The organism is Arthrobacter sp. ISL-85, from assembly GCF_018613675.1.
Lineage (GTDB): Bacteria > Actinomycetota > Actinomycetes > Actinomycetales > Micrococcaceae > Arthrobacter.
The window spans coordinates 1-15,852 of record NZ_JAGGPQ010000004.1 but is presented as its reverse complement, the minus strand read 5'-3'; the positions used below and the strand labels follow the sequence as shown (position 1 = coordinate 15,852).

The following is a 15,852-nucleotide window of genomic DNA, read 5'->3' as shown; positions in this document are numbered from 1 at the left end:
GGCCGGAGCCAGGGGTTAGCGTTCGGCGGCGGTGTCGGAACTGGCCGCGCCGGTGTCGCCCGGCTTGCGTGTCGGATCCACGGTGCCGCCCTTCCCGTAATCGCCTTTCGGGTAGCGGCCGGTTTCGGAGGCGGCCGTCCTGCCGGGGGTTGCTCCGGCCTCACCGTAGTCGGCTTTGACGTAGCGTCCGGCTCCCACGGTCCTGTCGCCCAGGGGTTCGGGCAGCCCGCCTTCACTGCCCGCCGGACCATAGTCCCCTTCGACGTACTGGCCTTCGTCGTCTTCAGCATGGCGGCCGCGCTGGGCGCCTGCTTTGCCAAAGTCGCCTTTCACGTACCGGCCGCGCAGGTCGGGTTCCTCTGGTGTCTCGTCCGGGGCCGGGGTGTTTTCGATGCTGCCGTTGTTGTTCATGGTCTTGCCTCAACTGTTGCCTAGGGACACTTTCGGCGTAGCATAAAAGTACACGGATTGTCAATCGGTCCGGAAGTTAAGCCAAAAAAACCAAAAATCGCAAAGAAGGTACTGCGATGAGTGATATCAGTCCACTGAGGAATGCGGTCCGCAATGGCAGCGGGCTCAAGCAATTGGGTGGCACCTGGGGCGAGCTGCTTGCGGAGTTCCTAGGTACGTTTGTGCTGATCGCGTTCGGCGACGGCGTGGTGGCCATGGCCGTCGCCGCCTTGCCGGGATCTGGCCGTGCCGCAACATCAACCACCATCTTCATGGCAGCGGGCGACTGGCTGCTGATCACCTGGGGATGGGCCCTGGCGGTGACGCTGGCCGTCTACGTGGCCGGCGGTGTCAGCGGCGCCCACATCAACCCGGCCGTGACCGTTGCTTTCGCGGTCCGCCGGAAGTTCCCCTGGCACAAAGTTGGTCCATACATCGTTGCGCAGGTGGTGGGCGCTTTCGCCGGGGCCGCCATGGTCTATCTGCTGTATCACGATGCTATCGACGCCTACAACAAAGCCGTCGGCACGGGCCGCACCGACCCCAAGGGGCTGGCCACCTACTCCATTTTCGCCACCTTCCCGGCGCCCTACTTTAGTGGGAACCCGACAGGCCCGTTGATCGACCAAATTGTGGGCACGGCCTTCCTGGTCATGTTCGTGGTGGCCATCATCGATATCCGCAACACCGCCGTCCAGGCAAACCTGGGCCCGTTCATGATCGGGCTCGCCGTCGCCGCCATCGGCATGTCGCTTGGCGCGAATGCGGGCTACGCCATCAACCCTGCCCGTGACTTCGGCCCACGGCTCTTCGCGTGGCTGGCCGGATGGGGCCAAACGGCGCTGCCTGGCACAGTCGACGGCGCGTTCAGCTGGTACTTCTGGGTGCCGATTGTCGGCCCGGTGGTCGGCGGCGTGATCGGCGTCCTGATTTACGACTGGTTTATCGGTGACGTCCTGCACGCCAAGGCCCGGCTGCAGGAATCCACGCCTCCGGGCCGCGCCGGCGGCGAAACGCCACCGGCCACCGAGGCTGAGATGGCGCCAAAGACTCAGGTGCCTCCAAAGAGGACGGCTGCCTAGCACGCGCGGCGGCACAAGCAGGCACGACAAGCAGGAAAGCGCGACGGCGCCACTCAGCTCCCGGCCGCGAAAAAGGCCCGGAGCTGGGTGGCTATGGCAGCCGGGGAGACTTGGTGGGTTTGGCCGTCCAGGACGCGGTGTTCGCTGCCCTGGACGGCCCCGGCGATGGCCTTCTGTCCTTCAGCCATGGGCGCCCCCGCCTTTCCGCCCACCATCACGAGGGTGGGCACTGTGACCTGCCGCAGCCGTTCCAGCGGTGCCACGAAGTTGTTGGTCACCCGGGTCTCGTAGGGCAGGGTGTTGGCCGCCGCGGTCTGCTTCTTCCACACGCCCGGCATCAGCCGCAGCATGTACGGGAGGAACGCCGGCGCCCCCACCATCTTGACCAGGAAGTAGGACACGGCAGCGCCGCGCTTGCCTTCCCTGAGCAGGGCCTCCAGATGTTCGCGGTGGCTCCCGGGTGTTCCGTCGGCACCCTGGACACCGGTATAGGGCGCCTCGTAGGTGGCCAGCCGCCGCATGGGAACACCCGCTGCTGCGGCTTCGAGGGCCAGGGCGGCGCCGGAGGAGATCCCGTAAACGTACGGGTCCCCGCCGGCCTCGTCCAGGACGGCCTGGAGATCCTCGATTTCGCGTTCCACGGCGTAGGGCATTGTTTCGCTGCTGTCACCGCGCCCGCGGCGGTCGTAGAAATAGACGGTGAAGGAATCCTTCAGTTCATTCGCCAAGGCACGGGCCGGCCCGAAGTTCCGGCCGCAGAAGGCGCCGTCCACCAGGACCAGGCTGGGTCCGGTCCCCATCCGCTCGACGCTGAGGGTGGTGCCGTCGGGCGACAGGATGCTGAGGACGGTGCCCTTTTCCTGTGTTTTGGTCATCGTGATGCTCCGTTCAGTGGCGGGGTCAAGGTGATAAAAGCCAAGGGGGTGGAAGGCTGCTTGAGGGATCAGGCCGCCAGATGGAAGGTGTCCGCGAAGCGGTGGAGCAGGTTCCCCCGCCCACCCAGCACCTGCACTACGCCGCTCTCGATCGCGTAGTCGGGGGCGACTTCACCGGAGATCAGCCGGTGGATGTCCGGGCCGGCGGCGAACGTGAGGTCGGCCGATCCCTCGCCCCGCCGCACGTCCAGGGTCGGGCCGTCCACCCGGATCAACAGGTCAGCGGAACCGAAGTGCGCCGCGTAGGCAGTGGATGGGAGGGTGGCCGCCACCGCCGGCCGGAACGCGGTGCGCAGGTCGATGGTCATGGAATCGGGGGTGATGATCTGTTCCCCGCGCGGGTCACCCATGGCCTTGAAGCCCCAGGCGCCCAGCGCGAGGATGACGGGTTCCAGCTCGCGGCCATACGGTGTCAGTTCGTAGACGATCACGCGTGAGCGCGGCGCCCGGCGGATCACTCCGGCCGCCTGCAGTTCCTTGAGCCGGGCGGCCAGGATGTTGCTCGGGATGCGGGGCAGGCCATTGGCGAGCTCTCCGTAGCGGCGCGGCCCCACCAGCAGGTCGCGGACGATCAGGAGGGCCCACCGCTCGCCCACCAGCTCCATGGCCCGCGTGATGCCCGAGTACTGCCCATAGTCGCGTGCGGCCATGAACCTCAGGCCTGCTGGTTCATGAAGGCTTCCGGACCCTGCTGGGCGGCGGCAGGTTCCATGTAGCCGAACTCCAGGATGTTGCCGTCGGGGTCGGTCAACTGGCGCTGGTACATGAAGCCGTAATCGGATGCCGGCTGCGCCTCCGACCCGCCTGCACCGAGCCCGCTGGCCATGCTGGCATCCACTGCCTCCCGGCTGTCGAGGAAGATCGCGGTGGAGGCGGACACGTTGACGGCGGGGTCCCCGATGGGCCGGTCGCTGAAGGTCTGGAAGTACTCGCGGACAAGGAGCATGAAGTAGCTGTGGTCTTCCTCCACCACTACGCAGGCCGCGTTGTGGTCGGTGAAGAGCGGGTTGATGGTGAATCCCACCGCCGTGTAGAACGCTTTGGCGCGCTCCAGGTCGGTCACCGGCAGGTTGACGAACATTGCGGTCATCACGGTCTCTTTTCCCAATATGGTGTTGATAGTCCTGATACTTGCAAAAAACAAGTGGACCGTCAAGACCCAATTAACCCGCCTCAGCCCGTGCCAGCGGTAGGGCAAGCCGCATGGTGGTTCCTTGAGGACCGCTGCGGACCACCTCCACGGTTCCGCCGGCCGCGGTTGCGATGTCGCGGACCAGGGCCAGGCCAATACCGAAGCTCCGCCGGCCGGCCGGGTCGCGCAGGTCCGGGGCGCGGACAAAGCGGTCAAAGATCCGCTCGGGGTCCACGCCGGTGATCCCGGATCCGGTATCCACCACCTGGATCATTGCCCGGGAACCTTCAGCAGCGGTGCTGATGGTGATGCTGCCGCCGGGAGGCGTGTGGGCCAGCGCGTTGTCCGTGAGGGCAAGCACCGCGCGCCGCAGCGAACTGGGGTCGATCCGCACCATGGCCGGGCCGCGTCCGGTGGACAGCACCTGGACGCCTTGCTGCCGGGCCAGGTCCTGCAGGCTTGCGGCAACCGCCCCGGCAACTTCCGCCGCGTCCGCCGGTTCCACGGGTGCATCCCCAGGGGACTCGGTGGCGGCCAGCAGCAGTTCGTTGACGATCCCGGTCAAGGTGGCGGTGTCTTCCCGGATCCTGGCCAGGGCCAGCGCAGGTTCAGACCCCGGCTCCGCTTTGCGCTGCGCGAGCTGGATGCGGGTATCAAGGATGGCCAGGGGAGTGCGGAGCTCGTGGCTGGCGTCCTGCACAAAGCGCCGTTGCCGGGCAAGGGCGTCTCCCAGGGGCCGGATGGCGCTGCGCGCGCTGACCCACCCCACCACGCCGGCCAGCACAACGCCCGCAAAGCCGGCGAGGATCATTCCCTCGATCAGATCCTTCGAATCGAGGTAGGTGTAAGAGTTCCCCGCCGCGGAGGAATCCGGCAGCGAGGGATGCGCCAGCTTGTTCATCAGGAACACGGTGGCGGCGGCGAGCAGGAGCAGGACCAGCACGGCCACCCCGGCGCTGATCCGCAGGGCGATTTTGAGCGACGCGCGGCGGAGGGTTTCCCGGTCCGGGTCGACGGCGGCAGGGGGTGGGGTCATGATGCGTCGCCGATCTGGTAGCCCACGCCGTGGACCGTGCGGATCACGGTCCGGGAAATCTTCCGGCGCAGGTGGTGGACGTAGGTGTCGATGACGCCTGGCTGGTCCGTGGACTGGAAGTGCGCGGCGAGCAGCTCATCGCGGGTGAACACCCTGGCGGGTTCGGCCGCGAGCGCCTCCAGGAGCTCGGCTTCCTTGGCCGCCAGCGTCACCAGGTCGCCGTAGGCCGAACGGACAGAGCGCGACGCCGGGTCGAATTCCCAGGTGCCGATGCTCACCGGTCCTGCGGGCGAAGGGAAGGTCCGGGTCAGCGCGCGCAGGCGCGCAGCCAGCTCGCCGGCGTCGAACGGTTTTGCCACGTAGTCATTGGCGCCGGCGTCCAGCCCGCGGACCTTCTCATTCGTTGCTCCCAGCGCTGTGAGGACCAGGATGGGGGTGGCGATGCCCTTGGTCCGGAGGGCCGCGATGACGCTGATCCCGTCCATGACCGGGAGGCCGCGGTCAATGACCATCACGTCCCAGGGCTGCGTCAGCCCCAGGTGCAGGGCTTCCTGCCCGTTGACCGCCAGCCGGACCCGGTAATCCGGCTCCAGCAGTTCGGCGATCAGCGGCCCCAGCGCGGGATCGTCCTCGGCGAGCAGCAGGGAGAGCCGGTCCGCAGTTGTCATGCAGCCTATTCTTTCGTGGACCCATCCCGCTGGGATGTGCCGGCTGCCGTGTCGAACTCATGTGCGGCGCCGGCAGCAAAGTCCGTGCCGTCGTCGTCAACGGCCTGCTCCCCGGCCGCCCGCCGGTTCCTGCGCCTGTGCTTCAGGTATTCGATGGCCCATGGCACCACGGAAACCAGGACCATGAGCACGGCGATGACGTCGATGTTCTTGGCGATGATCTCGTAGTGTCCCAGCCAGGTGCCCAGCAGGATCACCGACGTGGCCCATGCCGCGGCGCCCACGATGTTCCACAGCGTGAAGGCCCTGTACCCGTAGCGGGCGGTCCCGGCGGTCAGCGGGGCGAAGGTCCTGATGATGGGGACGAAGCGGGCCAGGACGACGGCGGCGCCTCCGTGCCGGTGGAAGAAGTTCTCCGTGGCGGTGAGGTGGGCCGTTTTCAGTATGCGGGCGTCGTCCTTGAACCAGCGACGGCCAAACCTGCGGCCCAGGAAGTAGCCCACCTGGTCGCCGGCGATGGCGGCCGCAGTGACCACACCGATCAGCACGGGCAGGGCCAGGTTCAGTTGCTGGTGCAGGAGCCCGGCGGTGAAGAGCAACGAATCCCCGGGCAGGAACGGGAAAAGGACGCCGGATTCGATGAACACCATGACGGCGATCACGCCCAGCGCGGCCGGGCCGAACCCTTCCAGCAGGCTGGCGGGGTCAAGCAGGGAGGGCGTGCCGCCGGCGCTGGCCATGGCGGAGACCATGTCAGGGGCAAGGAGGGTGTGCACGGCGGGTCCTTAGTGTCGGCTGGCGGGGGCGGTAAGAGCTGCGGGCAGGCGGTCCAGGAGCCGGGGAGCGAACCGGTTCCAGAGTCCGGCGAGCAGGACCACCGCGGCGCTTGCGGCCAGGAAGGAGGCAAGCACATCGGTGGGGTAGTGCACCCCTACATATACCCTGGACCAGCCCACAATCACGGCCATGGCTGCGCCGGCTGCTGCCACCGGCCTGGACCAGGGGGTGCCGCGGCTCAGGAAGTAGAGGGCAAAGGCCAGGGCCACGGCGAAGGACACGTGTCCGCTGGGAAAGCTGTTGGATCCCGTTTCCGGGGCCAGGGGGTCGAAGAGCAGGGCCGGGTTGGGGCGCTGCCGGGCGATGATGAGCTTGAAGACTTCGCTGGCCACCCATCCTGAGCATGCCGTCAGGCCAAACGCCACGGCTTTGACCAGGTCGCGCCGGAAGAGCCAGACGCCCAGCGCAATGGCCGCGACGATACACAGGCCCGCAACCGGGCCGAACAACAGGTTGACTCCCATCGCCACGGCGGTCAGCGCGGCGGCGTGGTGTAGGCTGAGGCTTTGGTCCACGCCCAGCTCCGCCGCGGTGTCGCCAGGCACCACCTGCACGGTCAGGCCAAGCGCGACGACGGCGGCGCACAGCAACGACCCAAGCACCAGCCAGTGACGGGGCTGGGGGAGCGCACTGAACTGGGTGCCGGCGGCCGGGGGTGCCGCGGGTGCGTTGTGCTGTTGCAGACTGTTGTCAGGGTTTGGCCCGTGCATGGTTTCCTTGCGGAGAGGGGATCGGGGCACTGTTCGGCCCGTGCTTTAACCCTCCCGCGGCGCCCTTAAGAAAGGCTTAAGAAGGTGTGGGTCCTCCTACCGGTTGTTGTCCTCCCGGGATGGGTCAAGATCCTGGGCCGGCCTTCTACCGTTTTTGCTGTAGGGCGCCATCCGGGGCGGCGGGAGCTCTTTGATGAGTTCATTGACGGCATGGGCCACGAGGTCGCGCTCGTGGGTTGGGAGTTGCAGTGACCCATTCAGGTAGGCGTCGATCTCGTACTCTCCGGCCGTGCCGGTGAAGCTGAAGTAGCGCATCCACACGGTATGAAGCGGAAGCCCGGCCTCTTCCATGGCTTCCCGGGTTGCTTGTGCTTGTCCATCAGGCTCTTGGAAGGCCTCCACAGGGGGCTCCTACTTGTTGGTCGTTCCGCTGACGATTTCCCTTGCCACAACATGGAGTGGCTTTTCTTCTTTGCGGGATGCCGACAACATTGAGTTCAACGCTTCGCTTGAGCTGATGTGCTTCCTCTCAATAAGTACCCCTTGCGCCCGGGAAATCACGTCCCTGTGGGCCAGGGCGTCCGCCAGTTGGGAGCTCGTCCGCTGCATTGCCTCCCGGTCCCGGACGTTGCCCAGCATCACCGCGGCCGGAACGGCCAGCCGTTCGATCAGGAAGACCGAGTGATCGTCGAAAGCCAGAGGCGAGGGCGAATAGACCTTGATGGCCCCGATGCGTCGTCCCTCCGTGGTCAGGGGCGCGCTCAGGACAGACCTGATGGGGAGATCGGCTACAGCCGCTGTCCATTGCGGCCAGCGGGTCTCCTGCCTGGTGTCCTGGATGATGATGGGGCGTTGTTCAGCCCAGGCACTCAGGCACGGGCCTTGGCCGAGCTCGTACTGCAGTTTGTCCGCCCGCAGCACCACGGGATCGGTTGCGCCCGCGCTTTCCCGCCGTCCGCGGGCGTTGATCAGCGATGCACCCGCCCCTGCTGCGTTGGGTACGGAGTCCTTGAGGGCGTAGGCCAAAGACTGCACCGCTTTGGAGGCGCTCTCCTCACTGAGGAAACCAGCAGTCAGGTCTCCCGCCAGCGCGGCGAACTCGTTTGTTAGGGGGAGGGAGTTATCCATTGCTGTTCACCTCTGTGGTGCCGGGGTTACGGCCCGGGCTGCGGTGGATAGGGGGAGTTTCATCTGCGGGAACGCCTTACGCTGGGGTTTTCTGGCTACTCGAAGTGGGTGGTGGGTACGGTGCCGTTGAAGCGGGCCAGGATTGAGAGCGCAACGTCCCGCATCTTTTCGTTGCGGTTGCTGGAAGCCCTCATGAGTATGGCCACTGCCTCCTGCTGCGTGCATCCCGTTTGGGCCATCATCACGCCGGAGGCGAGGTCTATCGCGGTCCGCGATTCCAAGGCGGCGGCCAGGTCGGCGCTCTTGTCAGCCTGCGTTTGCAGCATGACGCTCAGGGTTACCGCCTGTGCCGCCACGGCGGTGAAATCAACGAGGTTATTGCGCGTTTGTTCCGGCACGGGGCCCACGTGCGGGCTGTAGCAGTTCAGTGCCGCCCCACCTGCGGTCTTTATCGGGATGGGAACGGCGAGGACTGAGCGCATGGGGCTCCCTGACATGGCGGCGATGTATTTGGGCCACCTGGTTTCGGTCCGGAAGTCCGTCACCTCCACCACCTGTTTTTTCACGACGGCTTCCATGCACGGGCCCTGCCGGGAGGCATATTGCACCTCGTCCATGGCAGCCGTCTCAGGGTCAGTGCTGGCCACGGTTACCGGCTTGCGGCTCCGCAGGACGGTGACACTGCAGTGCGCGTCCGTGGCCGTGTGGTCCAACTCGATGCCGGCAACTTCCACCAGGCGCTGCAGGAAGATGTCCATGTCAGGGGTCAGCAAGAGCATGTCGATCAGCTCTTCCGTCTGAGCGTTCGTCAGCTTGCCGCTCATCTTGACCTCCGTAGGGCCACCCCATGCGGCCGTTTGCTCGACGTACAACACTTCCTTACCCGGCAAAGGCCCAAAGTCTCACGGGATCTGGAAATACCTAAGTCCGGTCAAGCCGGACAGGCGGGGTTGGGGGCCCCCACTAAAAATACTAGTCTCCCCGGCCGTGGGAAGCTCCGGCCCATTCCTTTGATTGTGGCGGGGGCGGGTCTTCCTCTTCCGGCGGCCCGGGATGGTAGGTACTCTGGCCATATCAGGGTCTTTGTTTCTTCGGGACAGGCGCCTGGTCGTGGCTCATGTAGGCGGTCGGTTCATTTATTGTGGGCAGCCGGTTGAAAGCCATGGCGGGGCTCATGCCTTTTCGCCTTAGGAACTGCAGTGAATAAATCAGGAAACATGCCACATGCGGGGCTGACCGGCCACCGTGCCAGGACCTTTGGTGTCGAGGAGGAATTCCTGCTCGTGGACCCCGGGACCGGGCAAACGCTGCCCCGTGCCGAACTGTCACTGAACGGCCCGGACGGGGTTCCGTCCCCGGATATCCGCCCTTCTGTTGGCGACGGCCCGGCCCTGACGCTGGAGGTCAAAGAAGAGCAGTTGGAAGCCGTTGGCCCTGTCTGCTCCACCCTTGGGGAGTTGACCAGTGCCATCCTTGCCGGCCGGTCCCTGGCGGATGATGCGGCCCGGTCCGTGGGAGCGCGGGCGGTGGCGCTGGCCACCAGTCCGCTGCCCGTTGCCTCCACGCTTGTGCCAAGTCCCCGGTATCTGCACATGGCAACCCGGTTCGGGCTGACCCTCAAGGAGCAGCTCACCTGTGGCTTCCACGTCCATGTCCGGGTGGAGTCTGGAGATGAAGGGGTGGGCGCCCTGAACCGGATCCGGGTCTGGCTTCCCGTACTCCTGGCCCTGAGCGCCAATTCCCCGTTCTGGCAGGGCGCGGACAGCGGCTACGCCAGTTTCCGCTATCAGGCATGGAGCAGATGGCCCACCTCCGGACCCACCGAACTGTTCGGGTCCGAACGGGCCTACCGCGCCCACGTCGGCTCGCTGTTGGCCACCGGTGTACTCCTCGACGAGGGCATGGTGTACTTTGACGCCCGCCTCTCCCGCACCCATCCCACCGTGGAGGTGCGCATCGCCGACGTCTGCATGGAGTCCGCTCACGCCGCAGCGATCGCTGCCATTGTCCGGGCCCTCGTTGAACGGGGTGCGCAGGAATGGGCGGACCGCGTCCCGGCGCCGCAGGTGTCCGCCCCGGAACTCCGCCTCGCTGCCTGGCAGGCCAGCCAGTCAGGAGTGGAAGGCTCGCTCCTGGACCCTCTCACCAACACCCCTTGCCCGGCCACCGAAGCCGTGCAGGCCTTGCTGGCCCACGTGCGCCCGGTCCTGGCCGCCATGGGCGACGAGGAGCAGGTGACCGCCGAGTTGGCGCGGATCATCGCGTTCGGCTCCGGGGCCCGTCGGCAGCGCCAGGTGATGATGGACAGCCAGAGCCTGTCCGCTGTGGTGCTTGACGCCGTCGAACGTACCCATGGCAGCGCAAAGCCGACGGGACGGAAACCCCGCGGCAAGGCGCGGCCGTCCGCCCTCCGCCCCGGCCAGGGTTGATGGTCCAGTGCAGGGCTAACGCCAGTCAGTTGGCGACAATGAACGGGACCACCGTTACCCCGGAGTTTGTGGAACCCAGTTTGTTGTCCCGGCATGACGTCCGCAGGTGCAGTTTGTGGACGCCGTTGGCCAGGGTCCGGGTGTCGATCGAGATGGGCGCGGACCCGAAGGGCGCGGACCCGTAGGGGCCTGCAGCGTCCCAAAGGACCCTTCCGGGGTTTGGCGGAACGGCATGGAAATCGGCGTCGATCGAGATGAATGAGTGGGTGGCCGGGAGTGAGGCATCGGGGTGGGTGGTCAGGCCCACGGCCGGGGTCCAGATGCCTGACACCGGACCATCGGGAAGGGGAACGCTACGGACGGACGCCTCACAGTACGCGGCGTGGGTGTACCAGCCCTTGCCACGCAGGAACGGGTACCGTGAGGCGTCGGACTGGGACTTTCCGTTTTGGATGTGAGCCTGCCAGTTGAAGCTCGCCCTCATTTCGTTGCCGCCCGGTTCCGGGACAAACGCGCGAAAATGGACCTCCTGCAGGCCAGAATGTTTGAACGCCGATATGGGGCGGGAGAACGTCAGCCAGCGCTCGCAGGTTCCGGTACACACGAAGTCGCCTTTGCCCGTGCTGGACGGGCCGGGGCAGGTGAAATTCGCTGCAGCAGCCCGCAGGTAGCACTTCTGGACGGCGGTTTCGGCGTCGGAGGTTATGAACACCATTGAGACGTAATTGGCCTGGCCGGGATTGTCGTGCAGGACCACCCGCACATTCACGGTGAGGTTGCCCGAACTGATCGTTTCGCGTTCGGGAATGCACGCCCCCAGGTGGACATGGCCGGTGTTGGTGATAGGGGTGTCGGCCTGGCCGGTGCCCGGCATCCACCACGACTGGGTATCCACGAACTGTCGGCTCTCCGCGTAGACGGTGCTGTCCGCGGCAGGTGCGCCCATGCACGGTCCGGCCGCAGCACGTGCAGGACTGGAACCCAGTGCAGGCGGGACGGCCAAGGACAACGCAACAGCAATTACCAGTGCCAGGAACCGTCTCATGACCATCCATCTTCCAGGCCGCCGTCAGATTCCCGGCACCGTGACGGCCCGGTCCAGGGAGGCCTCGGCACCGTCCGGGTTCTGCGCCGGTGGGCCGGTTTCTGTCGATCGGGAAAGCTGCACGCCTGCGCTGCGCCTGTCGCCGGCGTCGAAACGCCGGACCACGGAATTCTCGCTGTCATTTGGGCCGAATAAGGCGGGGACAGTATATGCCTGGGATATGTGGCAGGCCAGAGTTGCAGAAATGCACGACGGCGGCACGCACCTTCCGCAGGACGTGAGCGGGCGTTGGTGGGAAGGCTGCAGGAGGTGAGCGGGCGTTGGCGGGAAGGCTGCAGGAGGTGAGCGGGCGTTGGGGGGAAGGCTGCAGGAGGTGAGCGGGCGTTGGGAGAGGGGGCACCACGCTTGACGCCCCCGCAGGCTCCCGCATATCCTGAACGAACGGTCGGTAAATAATTCCGAGACGCCCGACAGGTCTTTGCATAGGAGCAACCATGGCAGCGCAGAACTTGCAGTCAGTGCCGGCTGAGCTAACCCCGGAAGAGGACGCCGCAGGCCAGGCCCACTTCGACCGGATCATCGCCGAGGACTCCCGGATCGAGCCCCGCTACTGGATGCCGGCGGCTTACCGCAGGACCCTGCTGCGCCAGGTTTCCCAGCACGCGCACTCCGAGATCATCGGCATGCAGCCGGAGGCCAACTGGATCTCCCGCGCCCCGAGCCTGAAGCGCAAGGCCATCCTCATGGCCAAGGTCCAGGACGAGGCCGGCCACGGGCTCTACCTCTACAGTGCTGCAGAGACCCTGGGCCAGAGCCGGGACAAGATGATGGACGACCTCATCGCCGGCAAGGCCCGCTACTCCAGCATCTTCAACTACCCGGCGCTCACCTGGGCGGACATGGGTGCCATTGGCTGGCTGGTGGACGGCGCAGCCATCTGCAACCAGGTCCCGCTGTGCCGCGCGTCGTACGGTCCCTATGGCCGGGCCATGGTGCGCGTCTGCAAGGAAGAGTCCTTCCACCAGCGCCAGGGCTTCGAGATCCTCCTTGAACTTTCCAACGGCACCCCCGCGCAGAAGCAGATGGCCCAGGACGCCGTGAACCGCTGGTACGCCCCTGCCCTGATGATGTTCGGGCCGCCGGATGATGATTCGCCCAACTCCAAGCAGTCCATGGCCTGGAACATCAAGCGGTTCAGCAATGACGAGCTCCGCAGCCGGTTCGTCGGCATGATGGTGGAGCAGGTCCGGGTGCTGGGCCTCACCCTCCCGGATGACCAGATCCGCTTCAACGAGGACACCAGGAAGTGGGAGCACGGCCCGCTGGACTGGCACGAGTTCCAGGAAGTCCTGGCCGGCCGCGGTCCCTGTAACGCCCAGCGCCTTGAGCGGCGGAGGGCAGCGCACGACGACGGCGCCTGGGTCCGGGAGGCAGCGGCGGCTTACGCAGCAAAACAGTCAGCAAAGCAGCAGAAGGAATACGCAGCATGAGCCCGCACGGCAACCCGGAAACCCCCGCAAGCGGGGCCGTAGAGATCAACCGCGAAGCCCCCAAAGCGTCCCCGGCTCTGGAGCAGTCAGCCCAGCCGGAGCACCACGACCGCGGCGCCTGGGGCCTCTGGGAGGTCTTCGTCCGGTCGAGCCGCGGCCTGAGCCATGTCCACGCCGGATCCCTGCACGCCCCGGACGCCGCCATGGCCCTCCGCAACGCGCGCGACCTCTACACCCGCCGCAACGAGGGCGTCTCCATCTGGGTTGTCCCGGCGGACGCCATCGCCGCCAGCGACCCCGACTCCAAGGGCTCCTTCTTCGAGTCGCCCCAGGGCAAGGACTACCGGCACGCCACGTACTACACCAAGAGTGAAGGGGTGAAGCACCTGTGAGCGAAGCCAACGCAAGCGCTACAAGAATCACCCCCGGCAACGCGCTCCGCCCCGAGGACATCGCCCTCGAAGTCCGCACCGGCCTGGTCAAGCCGTCCGAGGACGTGGCCGAATACGCACTGCGCCTGGGCGATGACGCCCTGATCCTCGCGCAGCGCCTGGGCCACTGGATTTCCCGTGCCCCCGAGCTGGAGGAGGACATCGCGCTGGGCAACATCGCCCTGGACCAGCTGGGCCACGCCCGCAGCTTCCTCACCTACGCCGGAGCGGGCATGCTCAACGAAGACGGCACGGCAAAGTCCGAGGATGACCTGGCCTACTTCCGCCGCGAGCACGAGTTCCGCAGTGTCCAGCTGTTCGAGCAGCCCAACGGGGACTTCGCGGAGACCATCGCCCGCCAGTTCGTGGTGAGCTACTACCAGTACGAGCTCTACCGCCGCCTCACCGAGTCCACGGACGCCACCCTTGCCGCCATCGCCGCCAAGGCAGTGAAGGAAGTGGACTACCACCGGGACCACAGCACCCAGTGGGTCCTGCGCCTCGCCGGCGGCACGGAGGAATCCCGCACCAGGATGATCCACGGCCTGCGCACCATGTGGCCGTACGTGAACGAACTGTTCCAGGACGACGAGCTGACGCAAAGGCTCGCTGAGGCGGGTGCCGCCGTCGCGCCTTCCAGCCTGAAGGAAGACTTTGACCGCCTGGTAGCCGGCGTCCTCACCGAGGCGGAGCTTGAGGTTCCGGACGTGCCCGCAGCCCCGGGCGGCGGCCGGCAGGGCAGGCACTCGGAGCACCTGGGCTACATCCTCGCGGAGATGCAGGTGCTGGCCCGCGAGCATCCCGGCGCCAGCTGGTGACGGCCGTGTACATCTCGGACTTCGAAACCCGGACCCGCACCCCGAAGCAGAAGGCGTGGGACGTCGCCGCCACCGTGGTGGATCCGGAGATCCCGGTGCTCAGCATCGCGGACCTGGGCATCCTGCGGGACGTGCGCGTGGCAGACAACCAGGTCACCGTCACCATCACGCCCACGTACTCGGGCTGCCCGGCCATGGACGCCATCCGGGACGACCTCTACACCGCCTTCAAAAAAGAGGGCTATGAGGACGTGCACGTGGACCTGGTCCTGGCCCCGGCATGGACCACGGACTGGATGACCGAGGCCGGCAAGCAGAAGCTGCAGCAGTACGGCATCGCCCCGCCCAGCGGAAACTCCCGGGCCGGTGGCCACTCCGGCCCCATCCGGCTGAGCCTGGCCGTGAAGTGCCCGCAGTGCAACAGCCTCAACACCAAGGAACTCACCCGCTTCGGATCCACGTCCTGCAAGGCGCTGTATGTGTGCCAGGACTGCAAGGAACCGTTCGACTACTTCAAAGTCCTGTAAGGAACCCCATGCCTGTTGTCCGCCAGACCGCCGCCGAAGAGGCTGAGGTGACCGGCCGCCGTCGTCCGTCCTTCCATACCCTGGCCGTGAAGGAGGTGCGCCGGCTCACCGACGATGCCATCGAGGTCAGCTTCCATGTGCCGGCGGAGCTCGCCGGCAAGTTCGACTACCTGCCCGGCCAGTACGTGGCCTTGCGCACCACGCTGCCGGATGCGGACGGCGAGCCGAAGGAAATCCGGCGCAGCTACTCCATCTGCGCCGAGCCGCGCAGCTTCGCGGACGGCACCAGCGAGATCCGCGTGGCCATCAAGAAGGACCTGGGCGGGCTGTTCTCCACGTGGGCCAACGCCGAGCTGAAGGCGGGGGACACCCTGGACGTGATGAGCCCCATGGGTGCGTTCGTGTCCAAGCACGGCCGGGACGGGCAGGACGTGGAGCAGAACGTCATGAACTCCATGAACCACCCGGAGGACCTGGCGGGGGAGGCGGGGAACTTCGTGGCCATCGCGGCGGGGTCCGGCATCACCCCGGTGATCGCCATCGCCCGGACGCTGCTGGCCGCCAACCCGGACACCCGGTTCGACCTGATCTACGCCAACAAGGCCGCCATGGACGTGATGTTCCTGGAGGAGTTGGCGGACCTGAAGGACAAGTACCCGCAGCGCCTCGCCATCCACCACGTGCTGAGCCGCGAGCAGCGGATCGCGCCGCTGTTGAGCGGCCGGATCGATTCGGAGAAGCTGCAGCAGCTGCTGGGCACCGCCCTGCACGCGGACGATGTGGACGAGTGGTTCCTGTGCGGGCCGTTCGAGCTGATGCAGCTGTGCCGGGACACCTTGGCAGAGCGTGGGGTGAAGCCGGAGAACGTCCGGTTCGAGCTGTTCACGTCCGGCAAGCCGGACCGCCCGGAGGGGCATGCGGGCCGTCGCGTGGTGGTGGACGAGTCCAAGGAGACGTACAAGATCACGTTCAAGCTGGACGGACTGCAGGGTGAGGTGGCCAGCCCCACGCATGCCAGGGAGTCCATCCTGAACGCGGCGCTGCGGGTGCGTCCGGATGTGCCGTTCGCGTGCGCCGGGGGAGTGTGCGGCACCTGCCGGGCCAAGGTGGTGACCGGCAGCGTGACCATGGACG

The 15,852-nt window shown here is 66.5% G+C and carries 20 protein-coding genes; 8 read left to right on the top strand and 12 right to left on the bottom strand.

The genetic code is table 11. The features are described from left to right. Nucleotides 1-15: 15 nt before the first annotated feature. Nucleotides 16-411 (bottom strand): hypothetical protein, encoded by a 396-nt coding sequence (locus J7I84_RS02060; RefSeq protein ID WP_214939993.1) that lies wholly within the window; start codon nucleotides 409-411, stop codon nucleotides 16-18. A gap of 116 nt (nucleotides 412-527) precedes the next feature. Between J7I84_RS02060 and J7I84_RS02055 the strand changes: the two genes are divergently transcribed. Next, entirely contained in the window at nucleotides 528-1,532 is a 1,005-nt protein-coding gene (locus J7I84_RS02055) for an MIP/aquaporin family protein (RefSeq protein WP_214939990.1), read from the top strand. Nucleotides 1,533-1,585: 53 nt separating this feature from the next. Here J7I84_RS02055 and J7I84_RS02050 read toward each other — a convergent pair whose 3' ends face one another. From J7I84_RS02050 to J7I84_RS02005, 10 genes are all read right to left on the bottom strand, one after another. Continuing rightward, nucleotides 1,586-2,407, bottom strand: coding sequence for an alpha/beta fold hydrolase (locus tag J7I84_RS02050; RefSeq protein WP_214939987.1), 822 nt, complete (start codon nucleotides 2,405-2,407; stop codon nucleotides 1,586-1,588). Between the two features lie 68 nt (nucleotides 2,408-2,475). Beyond that, nucleotides 2,476-3,117, bottom strand: coding sequence for a helix-turn-helix domain-containing protein (locus J7I84_RS02045; RefSeq protein WP_214939984.1), 642 nt, complete (start codon nucleotides 3,115-3,117; stop codon nucleotides 2,476-2,478). Between the two features lie 5 nt (nucleotides 3,118-3,122). After that, entirely contained in the window at nucleotides 3,123-3,557 is a 435-nt protein-coding gene (locus tag J7I84_RS02040; RefSeq protein WP_214939981.1) for a VOC family protein, read from the bottom strand. Nucleotides 3,558-3,630: 73 nt separating this feature from the next. Next, entirely contained in the window at nucleotides 3,631-4,635 is a 1,005-nt protein-coding gene (locus J7I84_RS02035; RefSeq protein WP_214939978.1) for a HAMP domain-containing sensor histidine kinase, read from the bottom strand. Beyond that, nucleotides 4,632-5,303, bottom strand: a complete 672-nt coding sequence (locus J7I84_RS02030; RefSeq protein ID WP_214939975.1) for a response regulator transcription factor — start codon at nucleotides 5,301-5,303, stop codon at nucleotides 4,632-4,634. The genes J7I84_RS02035 and J7I84_RS02030 overlap by 4 nt, the downstream gene beginning before the upstream one ends. 5 nt (nucleotides 5,304-5,308) lie before the next feature. After that, nucleotides 5,309-6,079, bottom strand: a complete 771-nt coding sequence (locus J7I84_RS02025) for a VTT domain-containing protein (protein WP_311381043.1) — start codon at nucleotides 6,077-6,079, stop codon at nucleotides 5,309-5,311. Nucleotides 6,080-6,088: 9 nt separating this feature from the next. Next, the gene (locus tag J7I84_RS02020) at nucleotides 6,089-6,850 is read right to left on the bottom strand and encodes a phosphatase PAP2 family protein (protein ID WP_214939972.1); all 762 of its coding nucleotides are present in this window, start codon (nucleotides 6,848-6,850) and stop codon (nucleotides 6,089-6,091) included. A gap of 96 nt (nucleotides 6,851-6,946) precedes the next feature. Further along, nucleotides 6,947-7,252, bottom strand: a complete 306-nt coding sequence (locus J7I84_RS02015; RefSeq protein WP_311381042.1) for a hypothetical protein — start codon at nucleotides 7,250-7,252, stop codon at nucleotides 6,947-6,949. Between the two features lie 9 nt (nucleotides 7,253-7,261). Further along, nucleotides 7,262-7,978, bottom strand: coding sequence for a GAF and ANTAR domain-containing protein (locus J7I84_RS02010; RefSeq protein ID WP_214939969.1), 717 nt, complete (start codon nucleotides 7,976-7,978; stop codon nucleotides 7,262-7,264). 95 nt (nucleotides 7,979-8,073) lie between these two features. Then, the gene (locus J7I84_RS02005) at nucleotides 8,074-8,802 is read right to left on the bottom strand and encodes a GAF and ANTAR domain-containing protein (RefSeq protein ID WP_214939966.1); all 729 of its coding nucleotides are present in this window, start codon (nucleotides 8,800-8,802) and stop codon (nucleotides 8,074-8,076) included. Nucleotides 8,803-9,177: 375 nt separating this feature from the next. Between J7I84_RS02005 and J7I84_RS02000 the strand changes: the two genes are divergently transcribed. Continuing rightward, entirely contained in the window at nucleotides 9,178-10,407 is a 1,230-nt protein-coding gene (locus tag J7I84_RS02000; protein WP_311381041.1) for a glutamate--cysteine ligase, read from the top strand. Between the two features lie 25 nt (nucleotides 10,408-10,432). Here J7I84_RS02000 and J7I84_RS01995 read toward each other — a convergent pair whose 3' ends face one another. Next, the gene (locus tag J7I84_RS01995; protein WP_214939963.1) at nucleotides 10,433-11,452 is read right to left on the bottom strand and encodes a hypothetical protein; all 1,020 of its coding nucleotides are present in this window, start codon (nucleotides 11,450-11,452) and stop codon (nucleotides 10,433-10,435) included. Between J7I84_RS01995 and J7I84_RS01990 the strand changes: the two genes are divergently transcribed. The 6 genes from J7I84_RS01990 to J7I84_RS01965 all read left to right on the top strand — a co-directional run. Then, nucleotides 11,451-11,765: a hypothetical protein gene (locus J7I84_RS01990; RefSeq protein WP_214939960.1), complete on the top strand. Its 315-nt coding sequence runs from the start codon at nucleotides 11,451-11,453 to the stop codon at nucleotides 11,763-11,765. The two genes, J7I84_RS01995 and J7I84_RS01990, sit on opposite strands and share 2 nt — an antisense overlap. Nucleotides 11,766-11,946: 181 nt before the next feature. Beyond that, a complete protein-coding gene (paaA, locus tag J7I84_RS01985) occupies nucleotides 11,947-12,942 on the top strand; it encodes a 1,2-phenylacetyl-CoA epoxidase subunit PaaA (protein ID WP_214939957.1) in 996 nt (331 codons plus the stop codon). After that, complete coding sequence (paaB, locus tag J7I84_RS01980; protein ID WP_214939955.1) at nucleotides 12,939-13,334, top strand: 1,2-phenylacetyl-CoA epoxidase subunit PaaB; 396 nt, start codon at nucleotides 12,939-12,941, stop codon at nucleotides 13,332-13,334. The genes paaA and paaB overlap by 4 nt, the downstream gene beginning before the upstream one ends. After that, nucleotides 13,331-14,191 (top strand): 1,2-phenylacetyl-CoA epoxidase subunit PaaC, encoded by an 861-nt coding sequence (gene paaC / locus J7I84_RS01975; RefSeq protein ID WP_214939952.1) that lies wholly within the window; start codon nucleotides 13,331-13,333, stop codon nucleotides 14,189-14,191. Before paaB ends, paaC begins: the two co-directional genes overlap by 4 nt. A 5-nt stretch (nucleotides 14,192-14,196) precedes the next feature. Further along, complete coding sequence (gene paaD, locus J7I84_RS01970; RefSeq protein ID WP_214939949.1) at nucleotides 14,197-14,718, top strand: 1,2-phenylacetyl-CoA epoxidase subunit PaaD; 522 nt, start codon at nucleotides 14,197-14,199, stop codon at nucleotides 14,716-14,718. An 8-nt stretch (nucleotides 14,719-14,726) separates the two neighbouring features. Next, nucleotides 14,727-15,852: FAD-binding oxidoreductase (locus J7I84_RS01965; protein WP_214939946.1), on the top strand; the 1,126-nt coding region annotated here is incomplete at its 3' end.